The sequence below is a fragment of the Desulfovibrio ferrophilus genome (assembly GCF_003966735.1).
In the GTDB taxonomy this organism is placed as follows: Bacteria; Desulfobacterota; Desulfovibrionia; order Desulfovibrionales; family Desulfovibrionaceae; genus Desulfovibrio_Q; species Desulfovibrio_Q ferrophilus.
In genome coordinates this window covers 2,827,330-2,852,132 of sequence record NZ_AP017378.1, presented here as the reverse complement: position 1 = coordinate 2,852,132, position 24,803 = coordinate 2,827,330, and the positions used below count along the sequence as shown (strand labels likewise).

20 protein-coding genes are annotated in these 24,803 nt (G+C 58.5%); 7 read left to right on the top strand and 13 right to left on the bottom strand.

The window, feature by feature from the left end; all coding sequences use genetic code 11:
* Window positions 1-389: 389 nt before the first annotated feature.
* The 3 genes from EL361_RS13125 to EL361_RS13115 are packed head-to-tail and all read right to left on the bottom strand — an operon-like array spanning window position 390 to window position 3,192.
* Entirely contained in the window at window positions 390-1,040 is a 651-nt protein-coding gene (locus tag EL361_RS13125) for a LutC/YkgG family protein (RefSeq protein ID WP_126380263.1), read from the bottom strand.
* The gene (locus tag EL361_RS13120) at window positions 1,037-2,464 is read right to left on the bottom strand and encodes a LutB/LldF family L-lactate oxidation iron-sulfur protein (protein WP_126380261.1); all 1,428 of its coding nucleotides are present in this window, start codon (window positions 2,462-2,464) and stop codon (window positions 1,037-1,039) included. Before EL361_RS13120 ends, EL361_RS13125 begins: the two co-directional genes overlap by 4 nt.
* A complete protein-coding gene (locus tag EL361_RS13115; RefSeq protein ID WP_126380260.1) occupies window positions 2,461-3,192 on the bottom strand; it encodes a (Fe-S)-binding protein in 732 nt (243 codons plus the stop codon). Before EL361_RS13115 ends, EL361_RS13120 begins: the two co-directional genes overlap by 4 nt.
* 152 nt (window positions 3,193-3,344) lie before the next feature.
* Between EL361_RS13115 and EL361_RS13110 the strand changes: the two genes are divergently transcribed.
* Window positions 3,345-4,157, top strand: a complete 813-nt coding sequence (locus EL361_RS13110; protein ID WP_126380258.1) for a ZIP family metal transporter — start codon at window positions 3,345-3,347, stop codon at window positions 4,155-4,157.
* A gap of 364 nt (window positions 4,158-4,521) precedes the next feature.
* Here EL361_RS13110 and EL361_RS13105 read toward each other — a convergent pair whose 3' ends face one another.
* The gene (locus tag EL361_RS13105) at window positions 4,522-5,091 is read right to left on the bottom strand and encodes a manganese efflux pump MntP (RefSeq protein WP_126380256.1); all 570 of its coding nucleotides are present in this window, start codon (window positions 5,089-5,091) and stop codon (window positions 4,522-4,524) included.
* Between the two features lie 330 nt (window positions 5,092-5,421).
* Here EL361_RS13105 and EL361_RS13100 point away from each other — a divergent pair, with 330 nt between their 5' ends.
* The 3 genes from EL361_RS13100 to EL361_RS13090 all read left to right on the top strand — a co-directional run bounded on the left by EL361_RS13100 (window position 5,422) and on the right by EL361_RS13090 (window position 9,792).
* Complete coding sequence (locus EL361_RS13100; protein ID WP_126380254.1) at window positions 5,422-6,873, top strand: MBOAT family O-acyltransferase; 1,452 nt, start codon at window positions 5,422-5,424, stop codon at window positions 6,871-6,873.
* 2 nt (window positions 6,874-6,875) lie between these two features.
* The gene (locus EL361_RS13095) at window positions 6,876-8,042 is read left to right on the top strand and encodes an alginate O-acetyltransferase AlgX-related protein (protein ID WP_126380252.1); all 1,167 of its coding nucleotides are present in this window, start codon (window positions 6,876-6,878) and stop codon (window positions 8,040-8,042) included.
* Between the two features lie 673 nt (window positions 8,043-8,715).
* Complete coding sequence (locus EL361_RS13090; protein ID WP_126380250.1) at window positions 8,716-9,792, top strand: WD40 repeat domain-containing protein; 1,077 nt, start codon at window positions 8,716-8,718, stop codon at window positions 9,790-9,792.
* 126 nt (window positions 9,793-9,918) lie between these two features.
* On the opposite strand, the gene acs is transcribed toward EL361_RS13090, so the two are convergent.
* Window positions 9,919-11,904, bottom strand: coding sequence for an acetate--CoA ligase (gene acs, locus EL361_RS13085; protein ID WP_126380248.1), 1,986 nt, complete (start codon window positions 11,902-11,904; stop codon window positions 9,919-9,921).
* Window positions 11,905-12,246: 342 nt separating this feature from the next.
* Here acs and EL361_RS13080 point away from each other — a divergent pair, with 342 nt between their 5' ends.
* Complete coding sequence (locus EL361_RS13080) at window positions 12,247-14,961, top strand: bifunctional acetate--CoA ligase family protein/GNAT family N-acetyltransferase (RefSeq protein WP_126380246.1); 2,715 nt, start codon at window positions 12,247-12,249, stop codon at window positions 14,959-14,961.
* A 238-nt stretch (window positions 14,962-15,199) separates the two neighbouring features.
* Window positions 15,200-15,853: a hypothetical protein gene (locus EL361_RS13075; RefSeq protein WP_126380244.1), complete on the top strand. Its 654-nt coding sequence runs from the start codon at window positions 15,200-15,202 to the stop codon at window positions 15,851-15,853.
* 124 nt (window positions 15,854-15,977) lie between these two features.
* Here the strand turns inward: EL361_RS13075 and EL361_RS13070 are convergent, their stop codons facing one another.
* From EL361_RS13070 to flgB, 8 genes are all read right to left on the bottom strand, one after another.
* On the bottom strand, window positions 15,978-17,456 hold the full coding sequence (locus EL361_RS13070) for a GNAT family N-acetyltransferase (protein WP_172961752.1): 1,479 nt from the start codon (window positions 17,454-17,456) through the stop codon (window positions 15,978-15,980).
* Window positions 17,457-17,634: 178 nt separating this feature from the next.
* Window positions 17,635-18,927, bottom strand: a complete 1,293-nt coding sequence (locus EL361_RS13065) for a FliI/YscN family ATPase (RefSeq protein WP_338031078.1) — start codon at window positions 18,925-18,927, stop codon at window positions 17,635-17,637.
* A 50-nt stretch (window positions 18,928-18,977) separates the two neighbouring features.
* The gene (locus EL361_RS13060) at window positions 18,978-19,745 is read right to left on the bottom strand and encodes a FliH/SctL family protein (RefSeq protein ID WP_126380240.1); all 768 of its coding nucleotides are present in this window, start codon (window positions 19,743-19,745) and stop codon (window positions 18,978-18,980) included.
* Window positions 19,732-20,727, bottom strand: coding sequence for a flagellar motor switch protein FliG (gene fliG, locus EL361_RS13055; RefSeq protein ID WP_126380238.1), 996 nt, complete (start codon window positions 20,725-20,727; stop codon window positions 19,732-19,734). The genes EL361_RS13060 and fliG overlap by 14 nt, the downstream gene beginning before the upstream one ends.
* Window positions 20,727-22,358, bottom strand: coding sequence for a flagellar basal-body MS-ring/collar protein FliF (gene fliF / locus EL361_RS13050; protein ID WP_126380235.1), 1,632 nt, complete (start codon window positions 22,356-22,358; stop codon window positions 20,727-20,729). Before fliF ends, fliG begins: the two co-directional genes overlap by 1 nt.
* A 56-nt stretch (window positions 22,359-22,414) precedes the next feature.
* On the bottom strand, window positions 22,415-22,768 hold the full coding sequence (gene fliE, locus EL361_RS13045; RefSeq protein ID WP_126380233.1) for a flagellar hook-basal body complex protein FliE: 354 nt from the start codon (window positions 22,766-22,768) through the stop codon (window positions 22,415-22,417).
* 24 nt (window positions 22,769-22,792) lie between these two features.
* The gene (flgC, locus tag EL361_RS13040; protein ID WP_126380231.1) at window positions 22,793-23,230 is read right to left on the bottom strand and encodes a flagellar basal body rod protein FlgC; all 438 of its coding nucleotides are present in this window, start codon (window positions 23,228-23,230) and stop codon (window positions 22,793-22,795) included.
* Window positions 23,230-23,640, bottom strand: coding sequence for a flagellar basal body rod protein FlgB (gene flgB / locus EL361_RS13035; protein WP_126380229.1), 411 nt, complete (start codon window positions 23,638-23,640; stop codon window positions 23,230-23,232). Before flgB ends, flgC begins: the two co-directional genes overlap by 1 nt.
* Before the next feature lie 472 nt (window positions 23,641-24,112).
* Here flgB and EL361_RS13030 point away from each other — a divergent pair, with 472 nt between their 5' ends.
* Window positions 24,113-24,676 carry a tetratricopeptide repeat protein gene (locus EL361_RS13030; RefSeq protein ID WP_126380227.1) on the top strand — a complete coding sequence of 188 codons (564 nt, stop codon included), beginning with the start codon at window positions 24,113-24,115 and terminating at the stop codon, window positions 24,674-24,676.
* Window positions 24,677-24,803: the final 127 nt, after the last annotated feature.

The window sequence follows — 24,803 nt, the reverse complement described above, 5'->3', positions numbered from 1 at the left end:
TCCGGACAGGGATGTCCCCTTTTTTCATGGCAATCATCGCATTTCGGCGCTCAGTGCGGTCAGGCCTGCGAGCTGGGCGCTGTGGTTGAATATGAATTGGTTGTCTTGTTTGGTTGGCATTGTACTGACCCGATTGCTATCATGTCTCTTTTTTTACAACAGCTCCTATTGAAAAACTTGGACGAAATTGCTCAATTTGAGTGATTTAGTAATTCAGTACCCTGCGGGGCGGCCAAGAACGATCGATAACCGTTTGTTGACATGTCAACAATGAGGGGGTGTGGAGAATGGAAAGGTCGGGGGGATGGGGAAGAGGGTTTGGGCGAGGAGGGACGGGAGATCTTTTGCAAAAGGCACCGTCCCTCCTCGTTCAAGAATAGTTTTTGCGGTCAGCCTTCCACGGCGATCACCGCGCAGACGGTGGGGCCGTGCACGCCCTTGACCACGATCTTTTCGATGTCCGCGGTGGAGCTGGGGCCGGTGATGATGTGCATGGCCGAGGGCAACAGCCCGTCGGCGCGCGTCAGCGAGCGGACAAAGGCCGGAAGCTTCGGGATGGTGGGCACGGCGCGACCGGGCAGGGCCAGGGCGATGTGCACGGGCGGGAGCAGCGATGTCTGGCGTGGGGTGCTGGCTCCTGCAGTGACGATGACCGAACCGGATTCGGGCAGCACGGCCTCGGCACTGGTAATGCCCACATCCGTCCCTGCGCGTTCGGCCAGAGGGGCGTCATGGGCAATGACAGTGATCTTCAGCTCGGCCAGAATTTCAGCCAGACCCAAAGCGTCCAGATCGTGGTGATCCCAGACCAGGGCACTCGTGGCGCCCAGTTCCTTGAGCATGGCCTTCAGTTCGTTGCGGGCGTTCTCAAGGTCCTTCACGGGCACGTAGCGCACACCGCGCAGTTCGGCACGCTCACGCATCAGTTTCCAGTTGTCCTTGCCGTGAGCCCTGGCTCTGGAAGAACGGGCGTGGCGGGGGCAGCTGCCATGGCCTACGCCGCGACGCAGGGCGTCCAGAATGTATTCACGTGCGCTCATGATCGTCCTCCCTGCCGGGTTGTCTTGCCGGGTTTCCACGTCTTGGAGAAAGGCTCCTTGAAGCTGGGCAGGCGGCGTTTGCGTGCCCACAGGGACAGGGCCTTGCCAATACCGGGCATGCGGCGGGCCAGCTTCAGGTTCGGGTCCAGGGTGCGGGCCACGGTGGTGGCCGCTTTCCAGGCCCGTGGGCTGGCCGTGAGCCGGGCAAAGGCCGCTGCTGCCAACGGGGGCAGCGGCGATTGGGTATCGGCATGGCGCGCACGCAGTTTCATCAGCAGGCGTGGGTGATCGATGCGCACAGGGCAGGCATCACGGCAGGCCCCACAGGTGGTGCAGAAGTAGGGGAACTGCGCATAGGGGTTGTCCACGCCCTGAGCCTCGGCCAAAAGTGGTGCGAGGATGGAGCCCATGGGGCCGGAATAGGTTCCCGGGAAGGCCAGACCGCCCACGCGGATATAGGCCGGACAGAAATTGAAACAGGCCCCACAGCGGATGCAGTTAAGGATGGGGCGCATCTCGGGGTCGGCCAGGACCTTGGAGCGACCATTGTCCAGCAGCACCAGATGAAAGACCTCCGCCCCGTCGGTCTCGTCCTCGCGGCGTGGCCCGGTGATGAGCGAGGTGTACGACGACAGCACCTGTCCGGTGCACGAGCGAGGCAGCACCGCCAGGATGGCGGCCATATCCTCCATGCTCTGCACCGCCTTCTCCAGGCTGGCCACGGCCACATGCACCCGGGGCAGGGTGGTGCTCATGCGGATGTTGCCCTCGTTTTCGATGAGGACAACGGTCCCGGTCTCGGCTACCAGCATATTGGCGCCGGTGATGCCCATGTCGGCCTCAAGGAATTTTTCGCGCAGGGCGCGCCGGGCCATGAGAGTCAGTGTGGGGATGTCGTCGGTGATGGGTTCGCCCAGATGCTCGTGGAAGAGCTCAGAGACCTCGTGGCGGTTCTTGTGCAGGGCCGGGCCCACGATATGCGAGGGTTTTTCGTCGGCCAGCTGTACGATCCACTCGCCCAGGTCCGTTTCATTGACCTCAATGCCCTGGGATTCGAGCAGATGGTTCAGCCCGGTTTCTTCGGTCACCATGGACTTGCCCTTGACCACGGCCTTGACCCCTTCGGCCCTGGCGATGTCGGCCACGATGGCATTGGCTTCGGCCCCGGTTCTGGCCCAGTGCACGTGCCCGCCTGCGGCGATGACGTTTTCTTCCAGCATTTCCAGAATAGCGGGCAGGTTCTCCAGGCAGCGTCGTTTGACCTCTTCGGCGCGATCGCGCGCGGCCTCGGGATCGGGCAGGGTGTCCATGCCGTCGGCCCGGCTCTGGCGGAAGATGCGGGCGGCGTTTTTCAGTGTCTTGCGCAGCCTCTTGTCGGCCACGGCCTGTTCGCAGCGGGTGGTGAATGGTCCGGTCATCCTCATGCGCCCACCCCCGAGTCCAGAACCTGTGCGATATGCAGCACGGGTTGCTTGGCTTTGAGTTTTTCCAGTCCGCCGCGGATGTTCAACAGGCAGCTGGGTTCCGCTGTGACCACGATGTCGGCCTGACAGGACAGGATGTCGTCGATCTTGTCTTCCAGAATAGCCTCGGACACGGCAGCGTGCTGTACGGAAAAAGGGCCACCGAAGCCGCAGCATTCGTCGGCAAATTCAAGTTCCACACGGGTCAGTCCGCCCACGGCGTCCAGCAGGGCGCGGGGCTGATCCTTGACCCCCAGGCTGCGGCCCACCTGACAGGAATCGTGATAGGCGGCGCGGGCCACATAGTTGGCATCCACGTCGGTCACGCCCAGCACGTCCACCAGATATTCGCAGAATTCAAAGGTCCGCTGGCCCAGAGCCCTGGCACGCTCGCGCATGCCGGGATCGTTTTCGAACAACTCGGCATAGCTGTGGCGCATCATGTGTACGCAGGACCCGGAAGGGGCCACGACCACATCGGCGTTTTCGAATAGGGTCAGATGGCGGCGCGCAACCTCGCGTGCCTCGTCCAGGCGTCCCGATTTATACACGGGCTGGCCGCAGCAGGTCTGGCCCTTTGGCATGTGCAGGTCAACGCCCAGGCGCGTCAGTACATTGGCGCAGGCCTGACCAACCTCGGGCAGGAACTGGTCCACAAGACAGGGAATGAATAAATTTACTGTAGGCATAGATTCTCCAAGGCGGCGATTATGACCCCTTGGGCTGGCATGTCAATATCTGCGGTCTATGGAGACAGTGCCAAAGGTCTTCCGTGCACTGGACCCGACATGAAAATTCGGTATACTCTGCCTGTAATCTGTTCATTATTCGGGAGAATCGTATGTGGGAAGCCTTTGTAGAACTGAACCCTGTCATGCAGGCGCTGTTGGCCACATGTTTTACGTGGGGCTTGACCGGTGCTGGCGCAGCGGTGGTTTTTCTGACCAAGAATGTGAGTAAACTGACCCTTGATGTGATGCTTGGGTTTGCCGCGGGCGTGATGATTGCCGCCAGTTACTGGTCGCTCTTGGCCCCGGCCATCGAGATGAGCGAACATTTGGGGTTCTGGTCATTCGTACCTGCTGCCATCGGCTTTGTGGGGGGAGCAATATTTTTGCGAGTGGTGGATATGTTCCTGCCACATCTGCATTTGAATACCCCCACCAGCGAGGCCGAGGGCATACCAACCAACTGGAAACGCAGCACGCTTCTGGTGGTGGCCATCACCCTGCACAACATCCCCGAGGGGTTGGCCGTGGGCGTGGCCTTCGGGGCCGTGGCTGCGGGCATGGATTCTGCGACTCTGGCCGGGGCCATGGCTCTGGCTCTGGGTATCGGCATCCAGAATTTTCCCGAGGGCACGGCCGTGTCCGTACCGCTGCGGCGCGAAGGCATGAGTCGGTCCAAGGCTTTTTTGTATGGTCAGGCTTCGGGCATGGTGGAGCCCATCGCGGGTGTGATCGGCGCGGCGGCAGTGCTCTATGCCCAGCCCATTCTGCCTTATGCTCTGGCCTTTGCCGCCGGAGCCATGATCTTCGTCTCCGTGGAGGAGGTCATCCCGGAATCCCAGTCCTCAGGTAACGGTGATTGGGCAACCATGGGGGTGATCATGGGGTTTACCGTGATGATGAGTCTGGATGTGGCTTTAGGGTAAGGACGCCCCAGAGGGGCTGATTGCGGTGTTGCTTCGTGCTGACCGGACCCTCATGTATTGGCATATACACATCGGCCCCGGCCAGCCCTCGCGCCTCGCTTTCGCACCCTTTGCGACGTCCTCAGGCTGGGAGCTGCCCCAGAGGGGGCGCTGCGGGAATGTTGAAAACCTCGCCTATGTCTGAATAGGCGTCGGTCTTAACATCCCTTGTTTTTACCATCCGACTCCTCATGAACGGCCCACGAGACCGGAACATCAAGAAACGAAAGCCAGGTTCGGTGTAAGTCGATCCTGGCTTTTTTGCGCCTTGCTTTCGTACTCTTAGTGGCGGTCTGAAAATCGCGCACGAGAGCATGCCTCTTCTCTATGCTGCGATGACCCCATGATCCCACAAGATTTTGAGGCCGATGCAGATGAGCACAGTGCCACCGAGCAACTCGGCGTATTTGCCTATGTTTTGTGCCTTGGCGGCGGTTTTGCCGAGATGAAGGCCAGCTGTCGTGAAGAGTAGAGCGACGATGCCAATGATCAGGGACGGCCACCACACGGAGACTCCCAACATGGAGAGGCTGAGCCCCACCGCGAGTGCGTCAATGCTGGTCGCGATGGAAAGAACGATCAGGGTCATGCCCTTGGTCGGGTCCTTTCGGGAGTCTTCGTCATCCTCAAAAGCTTCCCGGATCATCTTGTATCCGATGTAGGCAAGCAGGGCGAAAGCGATCCAGTGGTCATATGCCTCAATATAGGAGCGGACCGTAGCGCCCAGAAACCAGCCGAGTATGGGCATGAGTGCCTGAAACAGCCCGAAGTGCCATGCCAGCCGGAACGTTTGGCGTGGGCTGACAGATTTGAGCGTAATGCCGGTTGCAATCGCGACAGCGAAGGCGTCCATGGCAAGGGCGATGGCTATGGTGATGAGTGCTATATTTCCCATGTGTTGTTCCTTAACTCGAATTTTGACAGAGCTACATACGGTCCTTGGCATACACAAGCATTTTCTCAGCATTGCTTTGATTGAAAGGGATGATCAAGCATATGGCAGTGGAGCGATCAGCGTATCGTCTGATGAAGTGAGGAGCGCAATCGGTAATTCGCGGAATTACTCTTTGGACGTTCGGACCGCCGCAGACCCTCACCTCATGATTGTGGTCCCGGCCATGCTTTGCTATCTTCGGCGCCCCGATGCGGGGCAGCAGCCAGCGCCACTTGGCGACGGTCGCCCGCTCGCCGGGCTCAATAATCAACAATTGCCGGATACTCAGCGATGGTCTTTTCCTCGTCAGCCTTTCTCTTCTTTTTTCTGCCCCTGGTGCTCTTGGGCTACTACCTGCTGCCCGTCCGGCTGAAGAATCTGTTCCTGCTTGTCTCAAGTTTGGGCTTCTATGCCTGGGGCGAGGTCTTCTACGTCCTGGTGATGTTGGCCTCCATCGGTGTGAACTACGGCTCCGGGTTGCTGCTGGCGCGTGCCGCCACCCCCCGTGGCAAAAAACTGGTGCTTGGCGGGGCCGTGGTCTTCAACCTCGGGCTGCTGGGTTGGTTCAAGTACGGCGGTTTTGTGGTGGAAAACCTCAACACCGTGCTTGCCATGATCGGCCAGCAACCGTTGCCCGCCCTGCAACTGCATCTGCCCATCGGTATCTCGTTCTTCACCTTCCAGGCCATGTCCTATGTCATCGACCTCTATCGCAACGAGGTCGAGGTTCAGCGCAACCCCGTGAATCTGGCCCTGTACATCAGCCTGTTTCCACAGCTCATTGCCGGACCCATCGTGCGCTATCACGACGTGGCGGCGCAGCTTCGCCAGCGGCGGGTGACCCTGGACGGCTTCTCCGAGGGGGTGCAGCGCTTCATCATCGGTCTGGGCAAGAAGATGCTGTTGGCCAACACCCTAGGCGAGGTGGCGGATCAGATCATGGCCGTGGCCCCCGCCGAACTGTCGGCTCCGGTGGCCTGGCTGGGCATCGGCTGTTACGCCTTGCAGATCTATTTCGATTTCTCGGGCTATTCCGACATGGCCATCGGCCTGGGCCGGATGTTCGGGTTCCATTTTCTGGAGAACTTCAACTACCCCTACATCGCCACCTCCATTCGCGGCTTCTGGCGGCGTTGGCACATCTCGCTGTCCTCGTGGTTCCGTGATTATCTCTACATCCCTCTGGGCGGCAGCCGGGTGGCTCCCTGGCGTGTCATGCTCAATCTCTGGGTCGTGTTCCTGCTCTGCGGCCTGTGGCACGGCGCAAGCTGGAACTTCGTGATCTGGGGCGCGCTGCACGGCCTGTTCCTGGTGCTGGAGCGGACTCGCTTCGGCCTCTGGTTGGACCGCTGCTGGCGGCCCGTGCGCCATGCCTATGTGCTGGTGGTGGTGCTGGTGGCCTGGGTCTTCTTCCGGGTCGAGGCCTTGCCCGATGCCCTGGACTACATCGGTGCCATGGCCGGGTTGGGCGGGGTCACCGCCAAGACCATGGCCGCAGGCACGTATCTGCCCATGGAAAAGAAACTGATGCTCTATGCCGGGGTGCTGCTCTCCATCCCGTGGGCGTTGGTGCTGGCCTGGGTGCGTGAAAACTTTTCCGGGCGTTATCCGGCTCTACTGCGCACACCCCCGAGCTGGGGCCTCGATACGGTCCAGACCCTGGCCCTGATGAGCATTCTGTTCCTGTCGCTGCTGCATGTGGCCTCCGCCACGTACAATCCTTTTATCTACTTCAGGTTCTAGGCATGCGCAGCAACATTCAATCATCACTGGCAAAGCGATTGCGCGTGGGGCTGTTTCTGGCGGCCCTGTTCCTGCCCTTTGGCGGGCTGGTGCTGAATTGGAACACCACGGTCTCTCTGGAGGAGAAGCGCGATCTGGCCCCATTGCCGGAGGTGCCCTCCGGTCTGGCCGAGCTTGCCGAACTGCCGCGCGGGATGGAAAAATTCATCAGCGATCACTTTGGGTTCCGGCAGGAGCTGAGCAGCCTCTACAACCTGATCCAGTTGCGGGTGCTGGCGCCCAAGCCGTCGCGCTGGGTCGTGTCCGGAGACGATGACTGGCTCTACATGGGACAGTCGGTTTCCTATGCCCGCAAGAATGCGCCCCTGTCTGCCAAGCGTTTGGAGGCCTGGGCAACCTTGCTCCGGGCCAAGCGCGACTGGCTGACTCGGCGCGGGGTGCGCTACGTCTTCACGGTGGCCCCCAGCAAGCCCTCGATTTATTCGTCCCAGATTCCCCAGGACCTGGCCCCGGCACCGGTCTCGGCTTTGGATCAGCTGAACGGCGTGCTTACCGGGCAGAGTGACATCCCCTGGATCGACCTCAAATCCATGCTGCTGGAGCAGGTTGCAACGCGGCAGGTCTATCACAAGACGGACACCCACTGGAACGACACCGGGGCGGCGCTGGCTGCCTCTGCCGTGCTGCGTCGGGCGGCCATGCCGGGCGTGACTCCGCCGGGGCTGGATGACTTCAGGCGCAGGTCCGTGTCGGGCATCGGTCTGGATCTGGCCAAGATGCTGGGGCTGCAATACATGCTGACTGAGGACTACGAAGTGCTCAGCCCCTTGGGGTCAAGCCCCGTCGCCATCCGCGATCGCACCTATCTGGGGCGCGACTGGGGGCCGTATCCGGCGCGTCTGTTCAGCACTGCCGGGCGCTCCGGTCGGGTCGCCATTGTGGGGGATTCCTTTGTCATGGCCACGACCTTCACCGATCGCATTGCCGAGCAGTTCGCCACAGGGGTGGGGGTGCATCGCGACAAGCTGTCGCCTGACTCCCCGCAGGATTTGGAACTACTGATCAAAGCGGTTCAGCCTGACCTGATCGTGGAGGAGTTGGTGGAACGCAATCTGATCCGCTTCGCACCCGACCCCAAGCCTTTTCTGGAGGCCCTGGCCGTTCAGTAGGGCAGAGCCAGAGAACGCTCTTTTTGCATGCTTATTGGGTGCATAGACCGATCTGCGGGGGTGATGGGGTTCCAAGGCCTTGAGTTCTTGCTTCGCGCTGAGCGAAGTGGGGGGCTGGCGCTCAGAAATCAAGAGAGCAGCGATGGAACTCTGGGGGGCATTCGCTATCCAGCCACGGGTGGGCGTGCAGTCTCCTCGGTCCCTTTGGGCACGCCGCAGGCGAAAAGCTTTGATAAGTATGCTTGGGCTGGCGATTTCCATAGTTTTTGAGTTCATCCAATGCAAAGAGGCCGATCTGAGCCGGTTGTCTACGGTGGGGTCAACAAGGTGCTAAAAGGCAAATTCATGAAGCCATTGTAGTTTTCTTTATTTGTAGATTCCTACTTTCACTTTGCTGGAGCGAATCGTTTGCGACAACCCCGAAGAGGCTGAAACCGAATGCTGCAGGAATCGCCCAAAGGCTCAGTTAAATACGGTTGAGTACTCTATGTAGTTGACTTGCTTGTATATATGGCAAATAATTGAATTTGAGTTAAAGTGACAAATAACCTGAATAGCATGTGGGATTGATATGATTAATCTAGTCAAACTAACGTGGTGCTTGTTTATATTGTCAGCGTGTTTCGGTTGTGTGCCTAAAAACGCCTCGCAATCTGTGAATAGCGCAGACTCAGTGTCCGTTCAGCAGGAACTCGATTTGAAAGTATACACGCTAGAGCTTATTTCGGCCCCGAAGACTGTCCGCTTTTTCGGGGAAGGATGTACACTTCTTGCTGGTAGTCCTACTCATGTGAGCATTCTTGATTTCAACCAATCTGGCAGTGTCGAGTTTTCCAAAGACAACACGTCGTATGCCTTCTCTGCAAAGTCAAACACGCTTGCATTGGGACAGTCCGGTGGATTGATCCAGATTTTCGACACTGCAACCGGTAAACGACGTGAAGTGCTCAAGGGGGGAGCGACTCCAAAGAAAATCAAGATATCTCTAAATGGTGACTTCCTTGCTGCAGCAAACGGAAACGGAACATCTCTTATAAATCTTAACATAGGAAAAACAGAACATCACTTTCCTGGCGGCGGCTGGCAGTTTGGACAATTCCATTTTTCACCAGATGAACGATATTTTGCAGCAGGAGTCCGCAAATCAGAATCTTCGCTGCAGCACACGGTGTATCAATATGATCTTTCTACAAAGACAATTGATCGTGAGTTTTCAATCGAAGGGACAATCACTCAGCTCCTCTTCTCTCCTAATGGCGAAAAACTTTTAGTTTCAACCACCGATCCCGGAGGAATTGCCTACGAAACTCGACTTCATCTTTTCGATACGGCAAGTGGCAAGGAATTATTTCAATGGGAAAGTGATGAAGGCATCGTTGATGTAGTTTTTTCGCCTAACAGCAAGGTATTGGCTATTGGCACTGCGGCAGGTGCACTCATACAAAATGGGGTTGTTCGCTTGCTTGATGCAAATAATGGCACTGAGAAGGACCGTTTCATGCTGGACAACGTTGTGGTTGATTTAGACATGTCCCCAGATGGACAGCTTGTTTCCGTTGTCTCAGGAACATACAGTATGTGGAAGAAGAAAGCTGTTGTGTTTATATACAATATGAATGAACATCGAATTGTATATAATCTAAATTCGAAAGAATTTTTCAATATGAACAGTTTTTCATCAGATGGACGCTTTCTTGTTGTAGGGGGAAGGGGATCTTCTGTACAACTTCTTGAGTTCAAAAAGAACTGAACGACACGTCAAGCATATAGCACTTGTAACAAGCTGATATTTATTAAAGGCTTAAGGTCATTTGCAAAGAGGCCGGAAGCATCTGCTTCCGGCCTCTTCGGTTGTGCGGTGTGCAAAAGGCGGGAGTTAGTCGCCCATGATTTCGTGGTAGCCGTCGATGAGCACGTCGATGACGGCGGGGTCGGCCAGGGTGGAGGTGTCGCCGAATTCGTCGAACACGCCCGCGGCGATCTTGCGCAGTACGCGGCGCATGATCTTGCCTGAGCGGGTTTTGGGCAGCCCCTCGGCGAACTGGATGGCCTCGGGCGAGGCGATGGGTCCGATCTCCTTGCGCACGTGGGTCCGAAGCTCGACGATCAGTTCGTCGGACTCTTCGATCCCGGCAGAGAGAGTGACGTAGGCGTAGATGGACTCGCCCTTGATGTCATGCGGCATGCCCACGACTGCGGCCTCGGCCACGGCGGGGTGCGAGACCAGAGCGGATTCGATCTCTGCGGTGCCCATGCGGTGACCGGAGACGTTGATCACGTCGTCCAGGCGACCCATGACCCAGAAGTAACCGTCCTCGTCACGACGTGCGCCGTCACCGGACTCGTACATGCCGGGGAAGCGTTCGAAGTAGGTGGACTTGTAACGGTCGGGGTTGCGGTACACGCCGCGCAGCATGCCCGGCCAGGGCTTGCGGATAACCAGGTTGCCGCCCTCGTTGGCGGGGACCTCGACACCTTCGGAGTCCACGATGGCGGCATCGATGCCGGGCAGTGGACGGGTGCAGGAACCCGGCTTCAGGGTGGTGGCATACGGCATGGGAGACATCATGATGCCGCCGGTCTCGGTCTGCCACCAGGTGTCAACGATGGGCAGCTTACTGGCACCGATGTGCTCGTGATACCACATCCAGGCCTCGGGGTTGATGGGCTCGCCCACGGAACCCAGAACGCGCAGCGAGCTCATGTCATGCTTCTGCGTCCATTCCACGCCTTCGCGCATCAGTGCGCGGATGACGGTGGGGGCGGTGTAGAAGATATTGACCTTGAATTTATCCACGATCTGCCAGAAGCGGTCCGGGGCCGGGTAGCTGGGCACGCCCTCGAACATCAGGGAGGTGCCGCCGTTGGCCAGCGGGCCGTAGACGATATAGCTGTGACCGGTGACCCAGCCGATGTCGGCGGTGCACCAGTAAACGTCGTTGTCCTGCATGTCGAAGACGTACTGCATGGTGGAAGCCACGTACGTCAGGTAACCGCCGGTGGTGTGCACGACGCCCTTGGGCTTGCCCGTGGAACCGGAGGTGTAGAGGATGAACAGGTTGTCCTCGGCGTTCATCTTCTCGGGCTCGACAAAGCCCAGATCATCGGCAGCCATTTCGTCGTTCCACCAAGTGTCGCGGCCGCTCTGCATGGGGGCGTCGGACCCTGCGCGGTTCACAACAACACAGCTGGAAACGGTGGGGCAGTCCTTCAGGGCTTCGTCGGCATTGGGCTTCAAGGGGATGGTTCGCCCGGCGCGCAGCACGGCGTCGGCAGTGACCAGCACCTTGGCTTCGCAGTCCTGAATGCGGTTCTGCAGGCTCATGGCCGAGAATCCGGCAAAGACGATGGAGTGCATGGCGCCAATGCGGGCGCAGGCGAGCATGGCAATGGAAAGCTCGGGAACCATGGGCAGATACAGGGCCACGCGGTCGCCGCGTTTCACGCCTTTCTTCTTCAGCACGGAGGCGAACTTGTTCACCTCGTCATGCAGCATCTGATAGGTGTAGACCTTGACGTCCTCGTCGGGCTCGCCCTGCCAGATGATGGCAGCCTTGTTGCGGCGGCCATCGGTCAGATGGCGGTCCAGGCAGTTGTAGGCGACGTTGAGGGTGCCGTCCTCGAACCACTTGACCTCGGGCTTGTTCAGGTCGCTGGTGGAGCCCTTGGTGGGGTCCTTGAACCAGGTCAGCAGGTCCTTGGTGCGGTTCAGCCAGAAGCCGTCCGGGTCGTCCATGGACTGCTTGTACAGGGCCTCATATTCATCGATGCTCTTGACCCAGGCCTTGTCCTGGCCTTCGGTTGGTGGCTCGAAGAGTCGTTTTTCCTGCATCATGCTCTGAATTTTGCTCTGCTCGCTCATTCGGATCTCCCTTATTTTGGTCGTTAAAATATCGGCATCGTTGAATAAGATGCGCCGCGGGCCTGTTCTGGGCGGGCGGCGTGGCCGGTGGCGGTCTCCGGCTTTGGCCGGGGGATTGCTTCGCCTCAAAGAGTACACGTTTTATAAGGGGTTGGAAAATCGAAGGGCAGAATTTTTTGGTAAACGGCATGAAATGGTGGTATGAACGGACGCGTGCTTGATTGCGCGACTATACGCATGCGGCGAACGGTCGAAATCGGGCAGTGAGCCGCCCGAGAGATGCCAGAACAGTGACTAAAAGGTCCCGGAACTCCACCGGAACCCTGCGAGGCCGACGCCCGAATGAATCTCACGAATCTCTCCACAATGTTCAAGCCCAACTCCGTGGCCGTTATCGGCGCAACGGAGGAGCAGGGTCACCCCGGCGCCGTGATCATGAAGAACCTGCTTGCCAGCAAGTTCATCGGCCCCATCATCCCCGTGCACGACACCCTGTCGCAGGTCTATGGACTCCCCGTCTATCGCGAGATCGACACGTTGCCCCTGACCCCTGATCTGGCCATCATCTGCTCGGCCCCCGAGACCGTGCCCGACTACGTGTTGCAGCTGGGGCGGCGCGGTGTGTCCGGTGCCGTGATCCTGGGCAACGGGTTCGAGGACCTGCCCCCGGACGTCTGCACCATGCTGGAGAACGCCATTCTCGGTGCCGCCCGGCAAACGGACCTCCGCTTTCTGGGGCCGGATTCCATCGGGTTCCTGTCCCCCTCCGTGGGCATCAACGCCAGCCTCGGGCATACAGATATCACGTCTGGGCGTGTGGCCTTCATCACGGAATCCGACTCCCTGTTCACCACGGTCCTGGACTGGGCCAAGAACCGGGGCATCGGGTTCTCGCATTTCATTTCTCTGGGCAAGAAGCTGGACTTCGGCTTTGGCGAGTTGCTGGATTTCCTGAACTCCGACCCCGGCACCCGCGCAGTGCTGCTGTATGTGGAGGAAATCCGCAACGCCCGCGCCTTCCTTTCCGCCGCACGGGCCACGGCCCGCAACAAGCCGCTCTTGGTCATCAAGGCCGGGCGCACGCCCGAGGCCTCGCGCCTCATCGCCCGCTACCGTGGCGGCCAGCAGGGCTGGGACGCCGTCTACGAGGCCGCCTTCCGCCGTTCAGGCATGTTGCGCGTGCCGGACATCGATTCCCTGTTCGACAGCGTGGAGACCATTGTCCGCACCAAGCCCATGAAGGGCGAGCGGCTGGCGATCCTCGCCAATGGCAAAAGCCCCGGCATCCTCGTGCAGGACATGATCATCGAGGGCGGCGGCAAGATGGCCGTGCTGGAAGAGGAAACCCGCACCCAGCTTCTGGAACTGCTGGAAGTGGAGTCCGGTGGCCCGGCCAAGCATTTTCTGGATGCCGAGAACCCCGTCAATATCACGGCACATGCCCCGCCCGAGCGTTACGCCGAGGCCCTGAAGATTCTGTTGAAGGCCAAGGGTGTGGACGCGGTGCTGGTGCTGCGCGTGCCCTCGCCGCTGGTGGATGGTCAGGAGGTCGCCCATGCCGTGGCCAAGGCCTCGCGCCGGGCCAAGCGTCCTGTGCTCACCAGTTGGATGGGGGGCGACAACGCCCAGCAGGCCCGCGATATCCTGTCCGAGGCTGGCATCTCCACCTACTGGACCCCGGACAAGGCCGTGCGCGCCTTCCTGAACCTGGTCAACTATCGCCGGAACCAGGAAATGCTGATGGAGACCCCGGCCTCGTTGCCCTCGGAATTCATGCCCGATACTGCCACCGCGCGCATGGTGGTGGAAAGCGCCTTGGAGAACGGGCACGAGTTGCTTTCCGTGCCCGAGGCCATGGATGTGCTGGATTCCTATGACATTCCGGTGGTGGAGACGCGCTTGTCCGGCAATGCCGAAGCCGCCGTGACCGCCGCCGAGGAGATGGGCTATCCCGTGGCGCTGAAGGTGCTTTCGCCCGACAATTTCTGCAAATCACTGGCTGGCGGTGTGGTGCTGGACCTTGAAACCGCCGATGCCGTGGCCGAGGCCGCTCAGGCCGTGGTGGACCGCGTGACCACCGCGCATCCGGACTGCCGCGTGGCAGGCTATGTGGTGCAGCGTATGGGCCGCAGGCCGCGAGCCCGTGAGCTGTTCATCAAGGCGGGCATGGACCCGGTCTTTGGTCCGTACATCCACTTCGGGCAGGGCGGCGCCGAGACCGATATCATCGGTGACCACGCCGTGTCGCTTCCTCCCCTGAACATGAGCCTTGCCAAGGAACTCATCTCTCGCACCGCCATCTCTCGCCTGTTGCGCGGTGGTAAGGGCAGCCCACCGGCAGACATCAATATCCTCTGCCTGACCTTGGTCAAGGTCTCGCAGCTCATTGTGGATATCCCGGAGATCCAGTCGCTGGAGATCAACCCGCTCTTTGCGGATGGGCAGGGGCTGCTGGCCCTGGACGCCGAAATTCGCGTGGCCCCATACAAGGGCGACCCCGGCGCACGCCTCGCCATTCGGCCCTATCCGCGTGAGTTGGAAGAATCCGTGGTTTTGAAGGACGACCGCAAGGTCATCTTGCGACCCATCCGGCCCGAGGATGAACCAGCGCATTGGGAGTTTCTGTCCAAGCTGTCCGTGGATGATATCCGCTACCGTTTCTTCGGGCTGATTCGCGAGTTGCCGCGCTCCGAGATGATTCGTCTGACGCAGATCGACTACGACCGCGAAATGGCCTTCATCGCCACTGCCGAGACCAGCGAAGGCTCGGGCGAGTACGAGACCCTTGGTGTGGTGCGCGGCATGACCAAGCCCGATAACTCGGACATCGAATTCGCCATTGTGGTCCGCTCGGACTACAAACGCCGCGGCCTGGGCGGCATCCTCATGAGAAAATTGATCAGCTACGCCAAGACCCGCAAGACCAAATACATGATCGGCGAGGCGCTGTTGGAGAACAAGGGTATGTCCGTGCTCTCCGAGAAGTTGGGCTTTGAGGTCAAGAAGAACTACGACGACGATCTCTACAAGTTCAAGCTGCTGCTTCACCCGGAGTAGTAGGGCAGTAGGGTGAAGAAGAATTCTTTTCCGGGGGCAGGGGAAAACTTTTTGAGAAAAAAGTTCTCCCCTGCCCCCGGACCCCCATCCCCTCCCAAAAACTTTTATAAACAGAGATAAGAAATTTTATTATGCCGCGAATAGAATGCCCTGTTGACCGTGGCTTTCCGATATTTTATGTCTGAAGGGCTTTCCGCGGGTCATTAATTACTAAAAAACATATTATTGTGGGTTAGTTATGCGTCCAAGAGAGTTACACAATTGTCCAGGGTTGATTGCTTCTAATTATAAAGTTTCTCGAGTTTCGGCAGGTTCTTTTCAGCATGAATTTACACCTAAGACTACGGGAACAATATATGTTGTATATACAAGCAGCAGTGCTCCTGTGGTTGTAGTTGGTCATAGCTACAATGTTGGGTATGTACCACAGGATAATGGCAAACGGTTAGTAGATCAAAATGATATAGTGGAAATCACAGATGTTGATCAGTTGGAAAGGGTTACTTTGTTTGAAGCTTCATTGGCAGAAATGGGAAAGATTTTTGATAGGGAAAAATATAAAAATGATGATCGTGTAAAACCTCATGTACATGGTGGCGAGTATTATTGGGGTAAAAAATATGCGTGGAGAGTTTTTGGTTTACTTTTAGGTAAAGGTGCGTTTCATGCGTACCTTAAAGAAGTTGGTCATCCTCATATCGATTGTGTTGTAGATAACCCCGATGATCGATATCCTGCAGGTCCTTCTTTTGCTTATTTAGAAAATGGCCTTGAAGACGCCATTCGTTCATTGATTGTAACTGCTGTTAAAGAGGGACAATATTATAAATCTCCACTTTATTCTAAACGATTTACAATAAAACCGCTTGGGTCTTTAAGTGACAAGAAATAAGAAAGCCGCCCAAAGGGCGGCTTTCTTATTTCTTGATTCTCGTATCTCACAAATTTCTAACGCTTTTGCACGACGAGTGAAGAATGGGGTCAGGTCTTTTGTTTTAGCGTTTTTCTCGTCATCCTCACTCCTTCCCCTCATCACAACTCCGCACATACTCCACCAGTTCTTTTGCCATGTCCGAGTGCACATGCACGGAGTCATAGCCCGCATCAACGCCATTCAGGTATTGCAGGATCAGGTTTTCACTGCGGTCCGGGCCAGTGCCCACGCCCGCGAAGAAGAAGCCCATGGCCTCGAACTCCGTGCACAGGGTCGCCGTGGCCGGGTCGTGCAAGGGCAGCATCAGCTGGATGGAGCTGATGTTGGCGGAGAGGGCGTTGTCCAGTTCCTTTCGCACCTGAGTAGCGGTGTCCGCTCCATACGATTGGATGCCGATCAGGCTCCAGCCCTCCGCGAAGTTTGCCAGTGTAAAGAGCTGCGCCGGACCCGTGGGGGCCGGGCCTTGCCCCGCGTCCACAAACTGGAAGGGTGCATCCATGTTTGCATAGAGCCGTGCGACCATCTCCCGGTGCCGAGGCGGCACATACAGTTCCAGCGGCTTGGGCGGTTGCAGAAATTTGACATAGACCAGGTTGCCGATGCGCCCCGGCTCACCGCCCTGGTTATCGTCCCAATGACGCGCCGGCGGGCTGGCCGCCAGCAGCAGAGCGCATTCCTTGTACTCCAGATGTTCGATGGCGCGTTGCGAATGGACATGGCTGGTCACGGCAAAGGCCTGTAGCGCGTACACGCCGCGCTCAGTAGCCTCGTCCATCAGAAATTCGGCCAGCTTCGAGGCGCAGCCCTGGCTGCGAAAGCGCGAATCCACCACGCCATAGGTCAGTTCCTCGATGCAGCCGCCGGGCTCCTGCGCCACCAGTGCGCCGTGGCCCATGACTACCCCCGCATCCGTCACCACAAGGGCCGAGGTCATCTCCCCGGACTCGATCATCTCCCGCACGCGTTCGGGGTAGTAGATCTGTTCGCTGAACATCACCGTACCGTGCGAGCGCAAGGCAAGGCGCGAGATGGCTTCGGCGTCCTCGGGACTTGCGCGGCGGATGGAGTGCGTAACTTCCTGCTTGGGCGCGCGGGGTGCCTTGCCATTCTGTTGCACCTCGCTTTCGACCGGGCGGGGGAGAGGCAGTTGCTTGAGCATGGTCACTGTGATCTGCCCATCATCGCGCACAGCGCGCGACACCGTGTCCACAAGCTTTTGGATCAAGTGAAAGCTCAGGCCGGTGGTATCCTGCGCGTCATGGGCCAGGGCGGGATCGTATTGGGGCAGATGCTTCTGGTCCAGGGTCAGGCCGCGGGACCGAAGGATGATCTTGATGCCCATGCTGGCGCGGGTCAGAGAGATATGCAGCCGGTCGTTCGTACCGCCATAGCCATACTTGATGGCATTGGCCATGGCCTCTTCCAGGGCCAGGCAGATGCGGTCGGCATCGCGTGGGGCAAAGCCGAGTTTCGTGGCGCACTGTTTGGCCGCGAAATTGACGGTGGGGAAATACTCTGTGTCAGCCGCAATGCTCAGGGATATCAGTTCTGTTTCTGTCATGGCCGTTTCCGATGCTCGGGGTGAAAGTGCGCGATACCCTTGGGGATGATTCATCCAGTTTTTGTATCGCACTTGGCCGCCTCCCGCCAGATACAGCTGATTATTGAAAATTCTCAAAAATTTTTCGCAAAAAAAGCCGCCTGACGGCGGCTTCATAGATTGGTTTTTCTAGAGGCAGTTATTTTTTCTGTCCATTTTTGGGCGGTGGCTTCGGGGCGATGAGGTTCATCAACGACTGATAGCTGTCGTTCAGATCGCTGCCAACTTCCACGGACTGCTGCAAGTATTTTTTCTGAGGATTGTGCATCTTGATGGCCTGATCGATCTCGGGGTTGGAACCCTTGTTGTAGGCTCCAATGTTGACCATGTCTTCCACCCGGGCATAGGTGGCCAGATGGCGGATAAAGGTCTGCCCCGGGGCCAAAGCCTCGGGCGGGGTCACGTCCGAACGCAGCCGGCTGATGGACTTGAGTACATCGATGGCCGGGTAGTGGCCCTGGTCGGCAAGGTCACGGGTCAGCACGATGTGTCCGTCCAGAATGGAGCGCACCGCATCGGCGATGGGCTCGTTGAAATCGTCACCGTCCACCAGCACGGTATAGATGCCGGTGATGGTGCCCTTGGTGCTGCGGCCTGCGCGCTCCAGCAGCTTGGGCAGCTGGGCGAAAACGGAGGGAGTGTAGCCACGCGTGGTGGGCGGTTCGCCCGCAGCCAGACCGACCTCGCGAGAGGCCATGGCGTAACGCGTGACCGAGTCCATCATGAGCAGTACGTCCTTGCCCTGATCGCGGAAATATTCGGCCATGGTCGAGGCCGCATAGGCCGCGCGCATGCGCACCAGCGGCCCGTGGTCCGAGGTGGCACAGATCACCACCGAGCGGGCCATGCCCTCTGGCCCCAGATCCTTTTCGATGAATTCCAGCACCTCTCGACCACGCTCGCCCACCAGCGCAATGACGTTGACGTCGGCCTTGGTGTAGCGGGCCATCATGCCCATGAGTGTGGATTTACCCACGCCTGAACCGGCCATGATACCCACGCGCTGGCCCTTGCCCAGGGTGAGCAGGCCATTGATGCTGCGCACGCCCACATCCAGCGGTTCCGTGATGCGGGGGCGTTCCAGCGGGTTCAGGGGATTGGCGTAGAGCGGATAATATTGATCGGGGATCGGGGGAGGGTTGTTGTCAAAGGGGACACCGAAGGCGTCCACGCAACGGCCCAGAAATTGGTTGCCCACAGGCAACAGTGGCGGGGTGGAAGTGTTGCGAATCAGGGTGCCGGGGCGCACGCCGCGCATCTCGCCATAGGGCATCAGCAGGCTGGCGCCGTCGCGGAAGCCCACGACCTCGGCATAGACCCCTTCCTTGGAACGCCCATAGGGCAGCAGTTCGCACACCGCGCCAAGGGGGGCCTTGATGCCCTCGCCCTCGGCAATGAGACCCACGACTTTGCAGACCTTGCCATAGGTCATGCAAGGGTCCAGATCCTTCAGGAAACTGATGCAGCCTTTGGGGTTCAGGCTCACAGGCCTGCTCCCTCCTCCGAGGGCGCTGCTGCGGAGCCGTTATCAAGACCCAGTTGATCCAGCACGGCCTCCACGATCTGCCAGCGGCCTTCCATGGAGTTGTCCACCATGCCCTGGGCGGATTCCAGCACCATGCCACCGGGCTGAAGATTGTCGTCAGGGCGAACGCTCCAGCGCTCCAGTCCGGGATGCAAGGCCTTGGCCCGCTCCATGAGTCCGGTCACGGCCTCTTCGTCCACGGGATTGACCTTGATGCGTAATTCCCGCTGGGAGTCGATGGCTTCCAGGGCCTGATCCATGACCGAGGCCAGGATTTCCTCGCGCCGGGAGTCCATTTCAAGATTGATGACCTTGCGTACGACCATGCTGACCAGGGTGACGATATCCTGACGGTGTTCGTTCCACAGCTGGTTCGCCCCCTGTTCCAGTGCCGCCATGGCCTGGGCCAGGGTCAGGGCATGCTGCTCGGCCAGTTCGTCCAGATAGGCCTGGGCCTGATTGGTGGCATCCTGCAGGCCTTCGGCCTTGCCCTGTTCCCGCAACTCGGCCGCTTTGGTCATGGCCTGGGAGATGATCTGCTTGGCCGCACCCGTGGCGCGGTCACGCACACGGGTCATGTATTCCTCCTCGGTCTTGGAGGTCCACTTGGTCAGGTCGCGTTGGCCCTGAAGCTCGCTCAGGGATGTTTCCATCGGTCCCTGAGACCCAAGGCCCATGATGACCCGGCCCGTGTTGCGTGTGGCGTTGTCATTAGACAAAGACATCGCCGCCTCCGCGTCCTACCATGACCCGGCCTTCGGCCTCGAGTCGGCGGACGATTTTTACGATATTCTGCTGGGCGCCTTCCACTTCGGACAGCCGCACCGGGCCCATGATTTCCAGGTCTTCCCGGATCATGGCAGCGGCGCGTTCGGACAGGTTCTTGAAGAACTTCTCCTGCAGGTCCTCGGTGGAGCCCTTGAGCGCCTTGGTCAGGTCCTCGTTGGAGACCTCCTTCAACAGCTCGCGGATGGAGCGGTCGTCCAGGGCGTTGATATCTTCGAACACGAACATGAGGTTTCTGATGTCTTCTGCCATCTGCGAGGATTCTTCCTCGATCTCGGACAGGACTTCTTCCTCGGTGGAGCGGTCCACGGCGTTCAAAATCTCGGCTACTGCCTGGACGCCACCGACCTTCTTGCCTTCCTTGCCGCCCATGGCGATCAACTGGCTTTGCAGGACCTTGTCCACTTCCATCAGCATCTCCTCGGCCACGGCTTCCAACCTGGCCAGTCGCATCAGGATTTCGGGGCGTACGCCTGCGGGCAGAGCCTGCAACAGTTCGGCGGCCTGATCCGGATGCAGGTGGCCCAGGATGAGCGCCAGGGTCTGCGGGTGCTCGTTTCTGAGAATCTGCGACAGGATGCGCGGGCTGACGTTTTCCAGCTCGCGGAACGGGGCCGGGCCGGAATCCAGTTCCAAGGCGTCCAGAATGTATTTCGCGGTCTCGGAATCGAGGTTCTTCATGAGCAGCTTTCTGACCTGGTCAGGTCCGCCCATGAGCATTTCCGCGTTGACCATCAGCTGGTGGTGGAACTCGCGCAGGACGTCCTCCACCTGTTCCTTGGGGATGGTTTCCATTTCGACCATGGCCTTGGAGATCTGTGCGATCTCGGCTCTGTCGAGGCGTTTGAAGACGTCGGCCGTGAACTTCTCGCCCATGGCGAGCATCAGGATCGCTGTCTTATGTGAACCGGTGAGCGCCATTACGCCGGGGCCTCCTGTTTGAGCCAATTCTTAATAATTGCCATGGTGCCGTCCATGTTCTGCTCGGAAAGCTGCAGTGCATGGGCACGAATATCGTCGATCTTGCGCAATGCGTCCAGTGCATCCTCTTCGTCATCGCCCTCGATGAGTGCGATGCGGCCTTCACCCTCGGGCAGTCCGGCAATGCCTTCCACGCCCTCGACCTCGGTCTTGGGTCGGATGAGTGCCATGACTACCGGGCGGACGACCATGACCAGGAACAGGAAGATCAACAGACCGTTCAGGAAGGGCTTGCCGAGTCGCTGTACGTACTCGAGGACCAGTTCCAGAACATCGGGTCTGATTTCCATTTCCGGGCCGCCGAAGGAGATGCTGGAGACCTGAATGGTGTCGCCGCGCATATCATCCACGCCCACAGCGTTGGCAACCAACTGCTTGACGCGGTTCAGTTCCTCGGCGCTACGCGGAGTAAAGGCAAATTCGGTCTGGGTGGCTTCGCCCTCAGCCGCATCCCCGATGGGCTGTTCAGTGTAGATGCCATCCACGATAACTGCAACGGTCAGGCGCTTCAACTCACCCATGGGCGAGATGACTTCGCGTTCGACCTTGTTGATTTCATAGTTGGTGGTACGGGATTCGCGCGAACCCTGCTGGTTGGACGTGGCCGGGCCACCGCCCTCGCCCCGGAAGTTCGGCTCCGGGGAGCCGGACTGGATGTTGGCGTCGCCCTGCTGGGTTTCCTCGCTGCGCTGTTCGCTGCGGACCACTGCAGATTCGGGATCGTATTCCTCGTAACGGGAGGTCTTGCGGCTGAAGTCCAGCTCTGCGTTGACCTTGGCGATGACTCGACCTGGGCCGTAGAGCGGCATCAGCATCTGCTCGATGCGCTGCTCCAGATTGTTCTCGATGGAGACCTTCTGCCCCAACTGGGTGCTGCTCATGCCCTGGGAGGATTCGAGGCCTCTGGGGGTGAAGAGCATCACGCCCGTGGTGTCGGCCACGGTGATCATGTTGGGATCCATGCCCTCGACGGCCAGAGCGATCAGGTTGACGATGCCATCGACTTCCTTGGGCTCCATCTTCTCGCCGCTCTTGAGCTTCAGTACGACCGAAGCCGAAGGCTTGGACTGCTCTTCCACAAACAGGGTCTTGTGGGGCAGCACCAGATGCACCCGCGCCCGGTCGACCTGGGGAAATTCGGAGATGGTTCTGGCCAGCTCACCCTGCAGGGCTCGCTGGTAGTTGATGCGCTGCACAAAGTCGGTCTGGCCGACCTGAACATCGTCGAAGATCTCAAAGCCCAGGCCCTGGCCATGCAGGTTGCCTTCACCGGCGATCTTCAGGCGCAGGTCATAGACCTTGTCTGCCGGAACCATGATGACGGAGCCGTTGTCTTCCAGCTTGTAGGGAATCTTTTCAGCCTGCAGCAGGTTGACGACGGTGGATGCGTCTTCGGGGTAGAGGCGTGAGTACAACACCTGATAGTCCGGCTGGTTGAGCCAGAAAATGAGCAGGAAGAAGGTGACGATGACCGTGGTGGTCAGTCCACCGATCAGGATACGCTGGGAGACGTTGGTCTTGACCCAGAAGTTTTTGGCCTTTTCGGTGATGCTTGTCAGTTCGGGCGACATGGATTCTGCTCCGGGTGCTGGTCGTTGTACTTGAAGTTGGGACTACGTTCTCTGGGCTAGAACGACATCTTCGAGAGTTCTCTGTAGGCGTCCATGACCTTGTTGCGCACGGCGCTTGTCATCTTCATGGCCAGCCCAGCCTTTTGCAGCGAGATCATCAGCTCATGCACGTTCTGCTTCTCGCCCGAGGCGAAGGCTTCGATCATGCTGGTCTTTTCGGTCTGCAGGTCGTTGACCTTCTTCAGAGACTCGGAGACGGTCTTCTCGAAGCTGTTGCCGCTGCCGACACGCATGTGCCCGGAGGTGCCTTGCTTCCCGATCTTGGTCAGGGAATCGGCACCACGCTGGTGGACCTTTCCGGACTCGATGGCGCTGCGGTAAGCATTCATTGCGATATTATTGATAGCCATGATTATTCTCCCTTAAGCTCGTACTTATCTTCCCAGTTCCAGGGCCTTGTTCCACATTCCCTTGACGGATGAGATGGAGGCCACGCTGGCCTCGTAGGAGCGGGTGGTGGTGAGCATGTTGGTCATCTCCTCCACCACGTTGATGTCCGGGTAGGTCACGTAGCCGTCCTTGTTGGCATCGGGATGACCGGGTTCGAAGACCTGCTTCATGCGCTCGGAATCGCGGGAGATGCCCAGAATGCGCACGCCCTTCAGTTCGCGAGTCAGATGATCCTGCATGACCCTGGAGAATCGGGCGTCCACGTCGGTGGTGGCCTTGATCACGCCGCGCCGTTGATACGGTCCGCCTTCGGCGGTGCGGGTGGTCTTGGCGTTGGCCAGGTTCATGGAAATGATATTCAGATTTGTCCGTTCTGCGGACAGGGCCGATGAACCGATGTCGAGTGCTGTCAGGAAGTCCATTACTTACTCGCCTCCGAAATAAGGGTCGTGAGTCCTTCGAAGTTCTTTTTGAGGACAGTGGTCAGGGCGTTGTACATCAAGGTGTTCTTGGCCATGACGGACATTTCCTTGTCGAGATCGACGTTGTCCTGTCCGTGAATGACGCGATGCTTGAAGCCCTTTTCCAAGTCCGCTCCGAAGGAGTCACTGGAAAATACAGAGGGAACGTGAGCGCCTGCGGTGCGGCTCATCTTGCCGCGCGCATCCAGGTTCAAGGCGGACTGCAGATCTTCTTCGAAGGTCAGCCGTTGCGCCTTGTAGTTGGGCGTAGTGATGTTGGCCAGATTGCTCATGACGACATTTTGACGCATGAGCCGCATGTCCAGGACTTTGCCCGTTAACTGAATATGAGTTCCAAAAAGGCTTTTCATGCCCGTCCCTCCTAGGTTCCCGGACGACGCGCCCTTCCTGGGCAAGCTTTTCCTGGTGCAAATCGTCGTTCGGATCGCAAGCATCTGAGCAACCCTTGTGCCAAACGCTGCATCTAGCTGATTTAACGAGATTTATTTGGAGTAGCCGAGGAGGGGGGAGGGGTGGATGAGGGTGTGTAAAGACGAGGACGGTGTCAGGGGACTATGCGTGAGTTGCTGGGCATGATTTTCCGGCCGATATAAGATTGACGATGTCTGCCTGTGGCGTGAGGCGGCGATAAGTTCCCGCCCACTCTAGTGTAAACGCGCGTTCCTTATATTGCGGGGCGGCGGCTGATCATTGTGGCACGGGGTTTGCTAAAGCTTGGCGTATGGCGCTGTCGCGTCAGGATGAGTAGTCGGCTCGGTTGATGCAATAGGATGTGCACCGAGGACCGATTACCCGATGATTCCCAAAGTGGAGGGGAATGTCATGAGTAGCCATCTTGATTACGAAATCAACAAGGAACTTGGAGAGTGTTATCTCTTCATGGGTGATTTGGACAAAGCCGTCGAGTATTACGACAAGGCAGTGCAGTCCAACGGCATCCATCCCGATCCCTATCTGGGGTTGGCCACCATCGCCGTTCAGCAGGGTGAGCTTGAAAGGGCTTACGAGCTGTACAAGAAGGCCGCAGAAATCGAGCAGAGCGATAAGGCTCTGGCCGGTATGGCCCTCGTGGAGATGGAAACCAATCGTCAGAACGAGGCCTTTGATCATTTTTCCCAGGCCCTGGATCAGAACCCCGAAAACATGATCAGCATTTTCATGCTGGTTCAGCTGGGTCATGTGCTGGGTCGCATCGAGGAAGTGATTCCCCATATGGAGAATTACCTCGCCATCGATCCCCTGAAGCATGATGTCCGCTATTCGCTGGCGGGGTGCCTGAGCTGTGTCGGCAAGCCCGATGAAGCACGAGGGCATCTGGAGCGCATCCTGGAGACCGACCCGGACAATGAGTCCGCGAAGGAACTTCTGGAGCACATCAGGTCATAACGGTCCTTCCGGGGTGGTGTTGGGTTCCCTCCCTTATGCCCCGGATCAGACTGAGTGACGATAATCTCCCCTCCCCTGCTTGGTTCCCCAGCCTCAACAAGAGCTGCTGGGGCTGGGGTGCCAAGTA

Excerpts from the sequence above, each read along its gene's own strand:
- acs (WP_126380248.1), bottom strand. The coding sequence starts at position 11,904 with ATGAGCGAGCAGAGCAAAATTCAGAGCATGATGCAGGAAAAACGACTC.
- EL361_RS13110 (WP_126380258.1), top strand. The coding sequence starts at position 3,345 with ATGTGGGAAGCCTTTGTAGAACTGAACCCTGTCATGCAGGCGCTGTTG.
- EL361_RS13075 (WP_126380244.1), top strand. The coding sequence starts at position 15,200 with ATGCGTCCAAGAGAGTTACACAATTGTCCAGGGTTGATTGCTTCTAAT.
- fliF (WP_126380235.1), bottom strand. The coding sequence starts at position 22,358 with ATGTCGCCCGAACTGACAAGCATCACCGAAAAGGCCAAAAACTTCTGG.
- EL361_RS13065 (WP_338031078.1), bottom strand. The coding sequence starts at position 18,927 with ATGACCTATGGCAAGGTCTGCAAAGTCGTGGGTCTCATTGCCGAGGGC.
- EL361_RS13095 (WP_126380252.1), top strand. The coding sequence starts at position 6,876 with ATGCGCAGCAACATTCAATCATCACTGGCAAAGCGATTGCGCGTGGGG.
- EL361_RS13030 (WP_126380227.1), top strand. The coding sequence starts at position 24,113 with ATGAGTAGCCATCTTGATTACGAAATCAACAAGGAACTTGGAGAGTGT.
- EL361_RS13060 (WP_126380240.1), bottom strand. The coding sequence starts at position 19,745 with ATGTCTTTGTCTAATGACAACGCCACACGCAACACGGGCCGGGTCATC.
- fliE (WP_126380233.1), bottom strand. The coding sequence starts at position 22,768 with ATGGCTATCAATAATATCGCAATGAATGCTTACCGCAGCGCCATCGAG.
- EL361_RS13080 (WP_126380246.1), top strand. The coding sequence starts at position 12,247 with ATGAATCTCACGAATCTCTCCACAATGTTCAAGCCCAACTCCGTGGCC.
- EL361_RS13070 (WP_172961752.1), bottom strand. The coding sequence starts at position 17,456 with ATGACAGAAACAGAACTGATATCCCTGAGCATTGCGGCTGACACAGAG.
- EL361_RS13105 (WP_126380256.1), bottom strand. The coding sequence starts at position 5,091 with ATGGGAAATATAGCACTCATCACCATAGCCATCGCCCTTGCCATGGAC.
- flgB (WP_126380229.1), bottom strand. The coding sequence starts at position 23,640 with ATGAAAAGCCTTTTTGGAACTCATATTCAGTTAACGGGCAAAGTCCTG.
- EL361_RS13100 (WP_126380254.1), top strand. The coding sequence starts at position 5,422 with ATGGTCTTTTCCTCGTCAGCCTTTCTCTTCTTTTTTCTGCCCCTGGTG.
- EL361_RS13115 (WP_126380260.1), bottom strand. The coding sequence starts at position 3,192 with ATGCCTACAGTAAATTTATTCATTCCCTGTCTTGTGGACCAGTTCCTG.
- EL361_RS13120 (WP_126380261.1), bottom strand. The coding sequence starts at position 2,464 with ATGAGGATGACCGGACCATTCACCACCCGCTGCGAACAGGCCGTGGCC.
- EL361_RS13125 (WP_126380263.1), bottom strand. The coding sequence starts at position 1,040 with ATGAGCGCACGTGAATACATTCTGGACGCCCTGCGTCGCGGCGTAGGC.
- fliG (WP_126380238.1), bottom strand. The coding sequence starts at position 20,727 with ATGGCGCTCACCGGTTCACATAAGACAGCGATCCTGATGCTCGCCATG.
- flgC (WP_126380231.1), bottom strand. The coding sequence starts at position 23,230 with ATGGACTTCCTGACAGCACTCGACATCGGTTCATCGGCCCTGTCCGCA.